The following is an 11,525-nucleotide window of genomic DNA, read 5'->3' on the forward strand; positions in this document are numbered from 1 at the left end:
CGGGAAGCCGTAGGACTCGGGGTGGTCGGAGATGCGGCCCAGCCGCAGCGGCCGGGCGTCCTTGATCAGCAGGCCGAGCAGGCCCAGCCCGTGCGGCCAGTGCTCGATCCTGGCGATCTCCTCCTCGGTGAGGCCGACCGGGATGAACTGCAGCAGCGTGCTCTCCTGCCCGACCACGCCCAGCGCGCCGTAGCTGGCGTCGACCAGCGTGGTCGCGGTCTCCACGATGCGCCGCAGCACCGTCGGGAGGTCGAGGTCGCTGCCCACCGACACGACCGCCTCCAGCAGCGCGTGCACCCGGTCGCGGGTGGACAGCACGGCGTTCAGCCGGACCTGCAGCTCCGCCAGCAGTTCGTCGAGCCGCATCTGCGGCATCAAGGGGCTCTGCCCAGGCTCCACGCCGAACAGTCTCGCATCGGTCCACCGGCTTGCCTAGGCGCGATCACGCGCGCCGCCCGGGTGAATTCCGGCCCGCCCCTGATCAGGGTCCCAGGACCTTCGCCCGCCGACCTGGGGGACTTTGGTCCTTTCGGCTGGTTCGCCGCTTCGGTAGCGTCATGGACATGATTCGTGTGTTCCTCCTCGATGACCATGAAGTGGTGCGGCGCGGTGTGGCCGCCCTGCTGGACTCCGAGGACGACATCGAGGTGATCGGCGAGGCGGGCACGGCGGAGTCCGCGATCGCGCGCATCCCGGCGCTGATGCCCGACGTGGCGGTGCTGGACGTGCGGCTGCCCGACGGCAACGGCGTGGACGTCTGCCGGGAGGTGCGCTCGCGCGTGCCGGGGCTGGCGTGCCTGATGCTGACCTCGTTCGCCGACGACGACGCCCTGTTCGACGCGGTGATGGCCGGCGCCGCCGGTTACGTGCTCAAGCAGATCCACGGCTCCGACCTGGTCGGCGCGGTCCGCACGGTCGCCTCCGGCCAGTCGCTGCTCGACCCGCAGACCACCGCCGCCATGCTGCAGCGGCTGCGCGACCAGGCCGCCAGGAAGGACCCCCTCGCCGCGCTCACCGACCAGGAGCGGCAGATCCTCGACCTCATCGGCGAGGGGCTGACGAACCGGCAGATCGGCGAGCGCATGTTCCTGGCCGAGAAGACGGTCAAGAACTACGTCTCGAACCTGCTGTCCAAGCTGGACATGCAGCGCCGTACCCAGGCGGCGGCCCTGGCGGCCCGGCTGCGCGCGGACCGCAAGTCATGACCCTCGACCCGGCTGCCGCCCTCGCCCGCGTCTGCGCCGGATACGACCCCGATCCGGCGCTGTCGATGTCCCTGCACGCCGACGCCTACACCGATCCGCGCTGGTTCGAGGTGGACCAGCGGGCGATCTTCGCCCGTACCTGGCAGTGGCTGTGCCACGTGGAGCAGCTCAGGGAGCCGGGCGGCTACGTGACGGGCACGGTGGCCGGGATGCCGATCGTGGCCGTCAGGGACGAGTCCGGCACGCTGCGGGCCTTCTACAACGTGTGCAAGCACCGGGCGCACGAGCTGCTGTCCGGCTCGGGGGTGCGGCGCAGCATCGTGTGCCCGTACCACGCGTGGAACTTCGACCTGACGGGCCGGCTGCGGCGGGCGCGCAACACCGGCGGCATGCCGGGCTTCGACGCCTCGGAGGTGTGCCTGGACCGGATCCAGGTCGCCGAGTTCGGCGGCATGGTGTACGTCAACCTCGACCCGGAGGCGGCGCCGCTGCGAGAGCAGGCGGGCGGCCTGGAGGCGGAGATCGCGGCGCGGGCGCCGGACGTCGCCAAGCTCACCCTCGCCCGCCGGCTCACCTACGACATCGCCTCCAACTGGAAGAACGTCGTCGACAACTTCCTGGAGTGCTACCACTGCCACGTGGCGCACAAGGACTTCGTGTCCCTGGTCGACATGAGCACCTACCGGGTCACCACGTACGGGATCTACTCCAGCCACATGGCGCAGGCGGGCCGGGCCGGCAACACCGCCTATGACGTGTCCGGCGCGACGGTCACCGAGCACGCCGTGTGGTGGCTGTGGCCGAACACCTGCCTGCTGCGCTACCCGGGCCGGGGCAACTTCATGGTGCTGCAGATCGTCCCCGACGGGCCGGAGCGCACCCGCGAGACGTGGGACTTCTACCTCGAGACCGCCGAGCCGGACGAGGCGGAGCTGGACAGCATCCGCTACATCGACGAGGTCCTCCAGGTGGAGGACATCGCGCTGGTGGAGAGCGTCCAGCGCGGGATGCGCACGCCGGCGTTCACCCAGGGGAAGATCGTCTACGACCCCGGCGGGTCCGGGCTGTCGGAGCACGCGGTGCACCACTTCCACGGCCTCGTCCTGGACGCCTACCGGCGGGAGCTGCGGCCGGAGTGAGCCTGCGCGGTCGTGGCCCGGCCGCCCCGGGGGCGCGCACCGCCGTCCCCGGGAACGAGGCGATGCGCGGGTTCGTCATGACGGCCATGGAGCCCGACGATCAGGCGGGGTCCTCGCCGTAGAGGGCGGCGATGTCCTTGGAGGAGGCCCACCGGGTGTAGGTGGGCGACTGCGGCCAGCCGTCCGGGGAGTCCTGCCACTCCTCCTGCCGCCCGTACGGCAGCACGTCGATCAGCGGGAACGTGTGACTGAGCTGCTCGGTGCCCCGGCCGGTGGTGTGCCAGGTGCGGTACACGGTGTCGCCGTCGCGCAGGAACACGTTGACGGCGAAACCCCCGGCGGGCGGCGCGCCGACGTCCGCGCCGAACGGGCTGTTCGCCGTGGAGTACCAGGTCATCCGGTTCCCGACGCGCCGCTTGTAGGCGAGCGCCTCGTCGATGGGGCCCTGGGTGACGACGACGAACCGGGCGTCGTAGTCGTCCAGGAACTCCAGCCGGGTGAACTGCGAGGTGTAGCCGGTGCAGCCGGGGCACTGCCATTCCTTGCCCTCGAACCACATGTGGTTGTAGACGATGAGCTGCCTCCTGCCCTCGAAGACGTCGGCCAGCCGGACGGGGCCGTTCTCGCCCTCCAGGACGTAGTCCGGCATCCGCACCATGGGCAGGCGGCGGCGCTGGGCGGCGATGGCGTCCAGCTCGCGGGTCGCGGCCTTCTCCCTGACGCGCAGGGCGTCGAGCTCGCGCTGCCAGGTCTCGGCGTCGGCGACGGGTGGGAGTGCGTTCGTGGTCATGATCCCTCACTTGAGGTCGTTCGGGGCGTACGGTCCACAGGGGTAGACACCGCCCGGCCGCGAAACTCATCGGAGCTGGGGCATGACCTTCTCGCCGAACAGCCGGATCGCGGTGAGCACCTCGTCGCGGGGCAGGCCGCCGATGTCGATCAGCACCAGGTGCGCGTCCAGGCCTAGCAGCTTGCGCTGCGCGTTCAGCCGGTCGGCGACCTCGCTGGGGTCGCCGCAGATCGCCGCGCCCTCCATCAGCGCGTCGATGTCGATCGCCTTCCCGTCGCCGCGCCACGGGCTGGCGAACGACGCGTACGCTTCCAGGTAGGGCCGCCACCGCTCCCGCGCGCCCCGCTCGGCGACGAACACGTGGCTGGGCAGCGCCACCCGGCCTGGCCCGTAACGGCGGTAGCCCGCGACGACGTCCACGTACACGCCGGGGTCGCGCAGGGTGCTGGGCAGCATGAGCGGCAGGCCCAGCTCGGCGGCGAAGTCGGCGGACGCCGCCGAGCCGCTGCCCACCCATAACGTCGGGTGGGGCCGCTGAACGGGGCGCGGCGTCGTCGTCACGTTCTCCAGCGGGCTGCGGAACGTGCCGCGCCAGGTGACGTCCTCCTCCTGCAGCAGCTTCAGCAGCAGGCGCAGGTACTCGTGCAGGCGTGGCCGCAGGTCGGAGGGGGTGATGCCGAAGGCGACGTCCGTCTCCTTGGACACGCCGCGCGCCACGATCAGCTCGGCCCGGCCGTTGGACAGCACGTCGAGGGTGGCGAGCTCCTCGGCGACGCGGACCGGGTCGTGGTGGGCCAGCAGGGTGACGCCGGTGGACAGGCGCAGCGTCGTGGTGCGGGCCGCGATGGTGGCGAGCAGCAGCTCAGGGGCGGAGATGATGTAGCGGGTGAAGTGGTGCTCGCCGACGGCCACGCCGGTGAAGCCGGCCTGTTCGGCCGCCACGGCCTGCTCGACGATGGCGCGGACGCGGTCCGGCTCGGAAGCCGCTCGTCCGGTACGTGGATCCGGCAGGTGATCCCCGAGGATCAGCAGGTAGACCTCCACAATTCTGGACTCTACCTGCCGATCGGTGCACCGGCGGCCGGGCTCAGGGCCGCGCGAGGTCCGCCGTGGCGGCGCCTGCCTCGGCGTCATTCGCCGAGACGGCGTCGGCGTCGGCGTCATTCGCCGAGACGGCGTCCGCCTCGGCGTCGTTCGGCGGGACGGCGGGAAAGGCGTAAGTGACGCCCGTGCGCTCTTCGGAGAGCCGCCACAGGCTCGCGGCGGTGGCGGCGTCGCGGATGGCGCGCTCCCGCGTACGGCGAGTCGGCTCACCGCGCAACTGCAGCACGCCGTCGGGCACGAGGTAACTGCCGCCCGGCAGATCCGGCACGGTCGCCGCGTAGAGGGACGTCTTCGCCCCCTCCTCGACCGCCCGGAACGCCACCCGCACCAGCAACCGGACGAGCCCCGCGTACAACCGCCCCCTCCCGCTGTTCGCACCCCCGGTGAGCACGTTGGTCCGGGTGAGGCCGGGCGCGACGGCCATGCTGCGCAACCTCACCCCGGCCGCGTCGGCGCGCCGCTGCAGCTCAACGGCGAAGTACAGGTTCGCCCGCTTCGACTGCACGTACGCGAACACCGCCCGATACCCCCGCTCGGCGTCGAGGTTGCCCAGGTCGAACCGGGCGAATCGCTGCCCCTCGCTGCTGACGGTGACCACCCGTGGATCGGGCGCGGCGAGCAGGCGCGGCAGCAGCAGGCCGGTCAGCGCGAACGTGCCCAGATGGTTGACGCCGAACTGCGACTCGAAGCCGTCGGCCGTCCTGGCGTACGGCACCATCGCCACTCCCGCGTTGTTGACCAGCAGGTCGAGCCGGTCGTGCCCCCAGGCGGCGGCGAACGCGCGGATCGAGGCGAGGCTGCCCAGGTCCACCTGGCGCAGTTCGAGCCGCGCCCCGGGAACCTCGTCCCGCATGCGGGTGAGGGCGGCCCGGCCGCGTGCGGGGTCGCGGCAGGCCAGGACGACGTGGGCGCCGCGCCGGGCCAGCTCGCGGGCGGTGACGTAGCCGATGCCGCTGTTGGCGCCGGTCACCACGGCGACGCGGCCGGTCTGGTCGGGGACGGCGTGCGGGGTCCAGGCGGTGGGGTTGCGCATGATGTGCCCCTCGGGGAGAACGGGAAACGTATCGCAACTTCGAGTTGCGATACGCTGATCCTGTCATCCGGTTCCGCCATATCGCAACTCGGAGTTGCAATGCAGCCTTCCTCCCCGGCCCGGCCGGTCGGGCGCGGCGCCAAGGTGCGCGCCGCCGTCCACGCCGCCGCCCTCGCCGAGCTCGTCGACAAGGGGTACGCCGCGCTGACCGTCGAGAGCGTCGCCCAGCGCGCCGGCGTGCACAAGACGACCGTGTACCGGCGGTGGAAGGACCGGGAGAGCCTGCTCACCGACGCCCTGGCCGAGCACATGGCGACGGACGTCCCCGTCCCCGACACCGGCTCGATCGAGACCGACCTGCGGGCCCTGGCGCGCTCGCTCGTCCAGGCGTACACCAGCCCCACGGGGCAGGCCGTGCTCGCCGCCATGTTCACCGGGCTGCCCGAGGCCGCGGCGGCCAGGCGGCACGTGTTCGACGACCGGCTCGTCCGGGCCGAACCGGTGGTGACGCGGGCCGTCGGGCGTGGGGAGCTGCCCGCCGACACCGATCCCGGCGAGGTGCTGAAGACGCTGGCCGCGCCGATCTACCTGCGCCTGCTCGTCACCGCCGACCCGGTCGACGAGTCCACCGCCGACCGCGCCGTCCACGTCACACTCGCCGCCGCCCGCGCCGGCGCCTGCGGCCCCGCGCGGTGAAGCGCTGATCCGGCGCCGAGGGACGGACGCCGCGCTCCGCCGCGACCTCAGGCGCAGCACCCTCGCCACGCACGGCTGCGGCAGCAGCGCCGCGATCGGCGCCCGGCGCGCGATGAGCTCGGTGAAGGCGTTGCGCGGCGCGCTCAGGCAGGACCTCACGAGCTGGGCGGGCGGCAAGCGGGTCACTCTGAGGCGTTCGGGAGCGGGCGCTCAGGTGCGGACCACGGCCACCGGGCAGCGGGCGTGGTGCAGGACGTTGCGGCTGACGGAGCCGAGCAGCGCCGACTCCAGGGCGCCGCGCCCGTGCGAGCCCACCACCAGCAGGTCGGCGTGCTCGGCCGCCGCGGTGAGCGCGTCCACCGGGTGGGCGCACTGGACGTCCTCGATCACGCTGACCTTCGGGTGGTCGCGGCCGGCGTCCTTCAGCCGGTCGCGGACGAGTTGGAGCCGGGTGGCGCGCACTTCGTCGAGGTCGTACGGGACCTCGGGGGCGTAGGCGTGCACGGGAAGCTGCCAGGCGTGCAGGGCCCTGAGCGGCACGCCGCGCAGCTCGGCCTGCTCGTAGGCGTAGGCCAGGGCGGCCTCGCACTCCGGCGAGTCGTCCACGCCCACCACGACCTCCCCGGCGGCGGGCAGGTGCTCGCCGTGCACCACCACGACGGGGCAGTGGACGTGCCCGGCCAGGTGCATGCTGACCGAGCCGAGCAGCGCGCCGGCGAACCCGCCGAGCCCGCGGCTGCCGACCACCAGCTCGGCGGCGCTCTCGGCCTGCGCGCGCAGCGTCTCGGTGGGCTGTCCCTGAACCAGCTCGGTGGTGACCTCGGCGCCGGGTTGACGTTCGCGGGCGAGGGCCTCGAAGTCCCGCAGCACCTGCCGTCCCGCGTCCAGGACCGTTTCGGGCAGGAAGGCGTCGGGGCGCTTGCCGACCTGGTACCACGAGGTGTCCACGACGTGCACGATCCGCAGCGGCAGGCCCCTGCGGACGGCGTCGCCCGCGGCCCATTCGAGGGCTGCTCGCGACGCGACAGAGCCGTCCACTCCCACGATGATCACGATTTCTCCTCCTTGGTCGTTTCTCATCGCATCATGTCCGTACCCGTCGTGGACAGTGCCGGACGTCGCCGGCGTGAAGGTCCAACGGCCCTGCCCGCCGCCGGGCCGCGTGCGTAGTGTCGTTCTCGTGAGCTTCGGCGGAAGGGTGGCACCATGACGGGCAACGGCGATTTCGGACGTCGCATTCATCATCACCGCGAACGGCTCGGCCTCACCCTCGAACAGGTCGCCGATCGTGCGGGCATGTCGGCCGGATACGTCCAGCACCTGGAGACGCACCTCGGCACGCCCGACGGCGGGACGGTGACCCGGCTGGCCACGGCGCTGGAGACCACGCCGCGGGACCTGCTGGGCGGCGGCCACGACCGCCCGCCTGGTCAGGGGGCGGCGGCGGACGAGCCGGTCCTGGAGGTGCTGGAGACGGAGGAGTGCCTGCGGCTGGTGGGGCCCGGCGGGATCGGGCGGGTGGCGTTCAGCGGCTCGCACGGGCCGACGGTGCTGCCCGTCAACTACCGCCTGCACGACGGCGACGTCGTCTTCCGCACGGCCCGAGGCGGCGCCATGGACGAGGATCTGCGCAGCGGCCTGGAAGGGGTGGACATCGGGATCGCCTTCCAGGTGGATCGGATCGACGAGGTGCGGCGGGCGGGGTGGAGCGTCCTCATCCGGGGGGCCGCGCATCACGTGCCGGACGAGGAGGTGGCCAAGGTGTCGGACGCCGGGGTCACGCCGTGGGCGGGCGGCGAGCGCCACCTGTACGTGCGGGTCATCCCGCAGCAGATCACGGGGCGGCGCATCCACGGCCTCTGAACGCCCCCGCACCAACCCGCCGCGCCCGGAGACTCGGGTCCGTCACGCAGAAGGGCCGCCTCGCCCGGCGCCGGCGCGTTTCCGCACCGGCGCCGAACATGTGCCTGCTACTCGGCGTACGGCTGGTCGGCGCCCTGGTCGCTGTACCCGAGGCTCCAGATGTAGCCGTCCGGGTCGGCGAACGTGCCGCCGTACCCGCCCCACGGCAGGGCGTCGGCGGGCTTGAGCACCGTGGCGCCCGCCTTCTCGGCCTCCGCCATGACCTCGTCCACCCGCTCCTGGCTGCGCACGACGTACGTCAGGACGAGCCCGCTGAACCCGCTGCCCTCCGCACTCGTGCCCACCTGCTCGGCCAGCCCGTCACGCCGGTAGAAGCCGACGGGCGAGGCCCCGTCCGACTCGAAGAACACCGAGATGCCCCAGTCGTTCTTGACCTTCCAGCCGAGCCCCTCCGTGTAGAACCGCTTGGCCCTGTCCATGTCGCGGACGCCGAGCAGGATCGAGCTGACATGCGCTTTCATGTTCCGTCTCCTTGTATATGATCTTCCGAGCCCGGCCCGGAGGTCACATTGATGCGATTTCGCCGGTCAATCTGTATGACCGGCGAAACGGAGGAACGTGACAGATGGTCGAGCACGATTGGGTGAGCCTGCGGTTCGCCGAGCATCAGGACCGCTTGCACGCGGTGGCGTACCGGATGCTCGGCTCACCCGGCGAGGCCGAGGACGCGGTGCAGGAGGCGTGGCTGCGGGTCAGCCGCGCCGACACCGGCCAGGTGGAGAACCCGGCGGGGTGGCTGACGACGGTCGTCGCCCGCGTCTGCCTGAACATGCTGGAGGCGCGCCGCAACCGGCGTGAGGACGCGGCCGGGGCGCTGCCGCCGGAACCGGACGTCCCGCAGGACGCCCGGCGCGCGGGCCCGGAGGATGAGGCGCTGCTGGCCGACTCGGTGGGGGTCGCGCTGATGGTGGTGCTGGACACGCTGACGCCGGCGGAACGGCTCGCGTTCGTCCTGCACGACGTGTTCGCCGTGTCGTTCGCGGAGATCGGCACGGTCATCGACCGCTCCCCCACCGCGGCCAGGCAGCTCGCGAGCCGGGCCAGGCGCCGCGTGCAGGGGGCGGCGGGCGCCTCGGGCGCGGCGCGTTCGGCCAAGCGCGACATCGTGGCGGCCTTCCTGTCCGCCTCGCGCGACGGGGACTTCGCCGCGCTGCTCGAAGTGCTCGACCCGGACGTGGTGGTGGGCGAGATGCGCGGCGGCCAGGCGGTGGCGGCCTTCTTCTCCGGCGCCGCCAAGGCCGCCAGGCTCGCCCTGGTGGACGGCGTTCCCGCGGCCGTGTGGCTGCATCGCGGCCGGGCCAGGGCCGTCTTCTCGTTCACCGTCAGCGGCGGGCGGATCACCCGCATCGCCATCGACACCGACCCCGGCCGCCTCCGCGACCTCGACATCGTCTATCTCGCCACCACCAAGGAACGGCTTTGACCGGTACGCAGTTCAAGCTCTCGTCCTGCACCCTGCCCGTCCACGACCTCGGCGAGGCGCTCGGTTTCTACCGTGACGTGCTCGGCTTCGAGGTGCGCCAGGACTCCGCGCCGGAGGGGCCGCCGCTGACGAGCGTCTCCCCTCCGGGGCAGCCGGACGTGCGGATCTTCCTCACCTCGCCCGCCGCGGACCCGGATCTCACCCCGGCCGACCGGCGGGCGATCGAGAGCCTGATGGGCAAGGGGCTGATGGGCCGCCTCGTCTTCACGACGGACGACTGCGACGCCACGTTCCAGCGGGTCGAGGCGGCGGGCGCGGAGGTGCTGCAGGAGCCGATCAGCCGGCCAGGCGGCGTCCGCGACTGCGCCTTCCTCGACCCGTCCGGCAACGTCGTGCGCTTCACGGGGTGACGCGCCGGGCCGCTACAGCCGCTCCAGGAAGAAGCGCAGCGTGGACGCGTGCAGCCGGGCGCGGTGCGGCACGGTGGACCAGCCGTGGTCGGCGCCCTCGACGACCTCCAGCTCCGCGTTGCCGCCGTAGTGGTCGAGGTAGCGGCGGGCGTAGGAGAGGGGCGCGATGTCGTCGCGGTCGCCGTGGATGATGCGCACCGGCCCGGTGAACGGCCGGGAGCGCCCGTACACGTCGAGGCCGGCGATGTCGCGCACCAGGGCGGGGCTCATCCGGTGGCCGTCGGCGTCGAAGTAGCCCTGCCGCCTGATCTCGGCCGCGATGTCGCGGCCCTTCAGGCGGCCGGCGCCCACCTCGAAGGGCGCGACGGCGGCCGGTGACCACAGGCAGGCGGCGCGGACGCCGGGCTCCTCGGCGGCCACGATGCCGGCGACGACCCCGCCCATGCTCATCCCGGCCAGGCCGATCCGGCCGGGGTCCGCGAAGTCCAGGCCGCGCACGGCCTGGACGACTGAGCGGGTCTCGGCGATCTCGCCGGTGATGGTGACGCCGGAGAAGTCGCCGTCGCTCTCGCCGTGCCCGGACAGGTCGAACCGCACGGACGCGATGCCGTGGCTCTCCAGCAGCCGCGACATCAGCACGAACGAGCGGTTCTCCATGCGGTTGTTGGCGAAGCCGTGCACGAACACCACCGTGGGCCACCGCCCCTCACCTGCGGGGACGTGCAGCGTGGCACGCAGCTTCAGTCCCTCGTGCTCGAACAGGTCATCCTTTGACGGCACCGGCGGTCATCCCTGCGACGATCTTGCGGTTGAAGAAGACGAACAGCAGCAGCGGCGGGATCGTGATCAGCACGATGTCCATGAACAGCAGGTTCCACTGGGTGCTGTACTGGCTCTGAAAGTTGTAGAGGGTCACCTGGACGGTGGCGTTGTCGTCGCCCGGGGTGAAGTAGAGCGGGTTGACGAAGTCGTTGAAGACGGCCACCGACGTGGTGAGGATGACGGTGATGGTGACCGGCCGCAGCAGCGGGAAGATCACCCGGAAGAACAGCCGCAGGCCGCCGCACCCGTCGATCTGCGCGGCCTCGTCCAGCTCGCGCGGCACGGCCGCGATGAACGCGCGGAACAGCAGCACCGCGTACGACAGCCCGAAGGCCACCTCCACCAGGATCAGCCCCGGCAGCGTCTTGAACAGGCCGATCGCCTGCAGCAGCCAGATCGTCGGCACGATCGCGGGCGGGATGATCAGCCCGGCCAGGACGAGGAAGTTGGCCAGCGAGCCGATCTTCCCGGCCCGGCGTTGCAGCACGAACGCGGCCATCGCGGCGAAGATCACGATGAGCGCGACGGAGGCGACGGTGAGGATCGTGCTGTTGACGAACGCGCGCAGCAGCACGTAGTCGCGCGCCTCGACGACGGCGATAAGGTTCTGCACGATCGGCCAGCTCGTCGGCCAGGCGAAGTCCAGGTCGGCCGCTTGCGCCCGGTCCTTGACGGCGGTCAGCAGCATGAACGAGAACGGCACCAGGAAGATCGCGACGGCCAGGAGCAGCACGATCGTCTCGGCGCCGAGCCTCTTGAGCGTTCTCATGCGGCGACCTGCCTCCTGCCGAGGTAGTGGTTGAGCGGGACGACGATGGCGGTGACGACGAGGAAGAGCAGCACGTTGCCCGCCGTGGACAGGCCGAAGAAGCCGGCCTGGTACTGCTTGTAGATGATCGAGGCGATGGTGTCGCTGGTGAAGCCGGGGCCGCCGCGCGTCATCGTCCAGATCAGGTCGAAGGAGCGCAGGCCGCCGATGA

Annotated in this window: 13 protein-coding genes and 2 pseudogenes; 6 read left to right on the forward strand and 9 right to left on the reverse strand. The window is 72.0% G+C overall.

The window, feature by feature from the left end:
- A pseudogene (locus ABD331_RS60285) lies at positions 1 to 375 on the reverse strand (histidine kinase); the annotation flags it as partial.
- A 188-nt stretch (positions 376 to 563) separates the two neighbouring features.
- On the opposite strand from ABD331_RS60285, the gene ABD331_RS60290 reads away from it, so the two are divergent.
- The gene (locus ABD331_RS60290; RefSeq protein ID WP_344496568.1) at positions 564 to 1,205 is read left to right on the forward strand and encodes a response regulator transcription factor; all 642 of its coding nucleotides are present in this window, start codon (positions 564 to 566) and stop codon (positions 1,203 to 1,205) included.
- The gene (locus ABD331_RS60295) at positions 1,202 to 2,344 is read left to right on the forward strand and encodes an aromatic ring-hydroxylating oxygenase subunit alpha (protein WP_344496570.1); all 1,143 of its coding nucleotides are present in this window, start codon (positions 1,202 to 1,204) and stop codon (positions 2,342 to 2,344) included. Before ABD331_RS60290 ends, ABD331_RS60295 begins: the two co-directional genes overlap by 4 nt.
- Positions 2,345 to 2,444: 100 nt before the next feature.
- Here ABD331_RS60295 and ABD331_RS60300 read toward each other — a convergent pair whose 3' ends face one another.
- From ABD331_RS60300 to ABD331_RS60310, 3 genes are all read right to left on the reverse strand, one after another.
- Positions 2,445 to 3,134 carry a DUF899 domain-containing protein gene (locus ABD331_RS60300; protein WP_344496572.1) on the reverse strand — a complete coding sequence of 230 codons (690 nt, stop codon included), beginning with the start codon at positions 3,132 to 3,134 and terminating at the stop codon, positions 2,445 to 2,447.
- 66 nt (positions 3,135 to 3,200) lie between these two features.
- Positions 3,201 to 4,178, reverse strand: a complete 978-nt coding sequence (locus ABD331_RS60305) for an LLM class flavin-dependent oxidoreductase (RefSeq protein WP_344496574.1) — start codon at positions 4,176 to 4,178, stop codon at positions 3,201 to 3,203.
- Between the two features lie 43 nt (positions 4,179 to 4,221).
- Positions 4,222 to 5,271 carry an oxidoreductase gene (locus ABD331_RS60310; RefSeq protein WP_344496576.1) on the reverse strand — a complete coding sequence of 350 codons (1,050 nt, stop codon included), beginning with the start codon at positions 5,269 to 5,271 and terminating at the stop codon, positions 4,222 to 4,224.
- 99 nt (positions 5,272 to 5,370) lie between these two features.
- Between ABD331_RS60310 and ABD331_RS60315 the strand changes: the two genes are divergently transcribed.
- Entirely contained in the window at positions 5,371 to 5,967 is a 597-nt protein-coding gene (locus ABD331_RS60315) for a TetR/AcrR family transcriptional regulator (RefSeq protein WP_344496578.1), read from the forward strand.
- A gap of 210 nt (positions 5,968 to 6,177) precedes the next feature.
- On the opposite strand, the gene ABD331_RS60320 is transcribed toward ABD331_RS60315, so the two are convergent.
- Complete coding sequence (locus tag ABD331_RS60320) at positions 6,178 to 7,020, reverse strand: universal stress protein (protein ID WP_344496580.1); 843 nt, start codon at positions 7,018 to 7,020, stop codon at positions 6,178 to 6,180.
- Positions 7,021 to 7,173: 153 nt separating this feature from the next.
- Here ABD331_RS60320 and ABD331_RS60325 point away from each other — a divergent pair, with 153 nt between their 5' ends.
- The gene (locus ABD331_RS60325) at positions 7,174 to 7,830 is read left to right on the forward strand and encodes a helix-turn-helix domain-containing protein (protein ID WP_344496582.1); all 657 of its coding nucleotides are present in this window, start codon (positions 7,174 to 7,176) and stop codon (positions 7,828 to 7,830) included.
- A gap of 107 nt (positions 7,831 to 7,937) precedes the next feature.
- Here ABD331_RS60325 and ABD331_RS60330 read toward each other — a convergent pair whose 3' ends face one another.
- On the reverse strand, positions 7,938 to 8,351 hold the full coding sequence (locus ABD331_RS60330) for a VOC family protein (RefSeq protein WP_344496584.1): 414 nt from the start codon (positions 8,349 to 8,351) through the stop codon (positions 7,938 to 7,940).
- 104 nt (positions 8,352 to 8,455) lie between these two features.
- On the opposite strand from ABD331_RS60330, the gene ABD331_RS60335 reads away from it, so the two are divergent.
- Both ABD331_RS60335 and ABD331_RS60340 read left to right on the forward strand, forming a co-directional pair.
- Positions 8,456 to 9,313 (forward strand): sigma-70 family RNA polymerase sigma factor, encoded by an 858-nt coding sequence (locus ABD331_RS60335; RefSeq protein WP_344496586.1) that lies wholly within the window; start codon positions 8,456 to 8,458, stop codon positions 9,311 to 9,313.
- Positions 9,310 to 9,723 (forward strand): VOC family protein, encoded by a 414-nt coding sequence (locus ABD331_RS60340; protein ID WP_344496588.1) that lies wholly within the window; start codon positions 9,310 to 9,312, stop codon positions 9,721 to 9,723. Before ABD331_RS60335 ends, ABD331_RS60340 begins: the two co-directional genes overlap by 4 nt.
- Before the next feature lie 12 nt (positions 9,724 to 9,735).
- Here the strand turns inward: ABD331_RS60340 and ABD331_RS60345 are convergent, their stop codons facing one another.
- The 3 genes and pseudogenes from ABD331_RS60345 to ABD331_RS60355 all read right to left on the reverse strand — a co-directional run.
- The gene (locus ABD331_RS60345) at positions 9,736 to 10,503 is read right to left on the reverse strand and encodes an alpha/beta hydrolase family protein (RefSeq protein WP_344496590.1); all 768 of its coding nucleotides are present in this window, start codon (positions 10,501 to 10,503) and stop codon (positions 9,736 to 9,738) included.
- Positions 10,487 to 11,314, reverse strand: coding sequence for a carbohydrate ABC transporter permease (locus ABD331_RS60350; RefSeq protein WP_344496593.1), 828 nt, complete (start codon positions 11,312 to 11,314; stop codon positions 10,487 to 10,489). The genes ABD331_RS60345 and ABD331_RS60350 overlap by 17 nt, the downstream gene beginning before the upstream one ends.
- A pseudogene (locus ABD331_RS60355) lies at positions 11,311 to 11,525 on the reverse strand (sugar ABC transporter permease); the annotation flags it as partial. The pseudogene ABD331_RS60355 and the gene ABD331_RS60350, both read right to left, overlap by 4 nt.

The organism is Nonomuraea monospora (assembly GCF_039531895.1).
Lineage (GTDB): Bacteria > Actinomycetota > Actinomycetes > Streptosporangiales > Streptosporangiaceae > Nonomuraea > Nonomuraea monospora.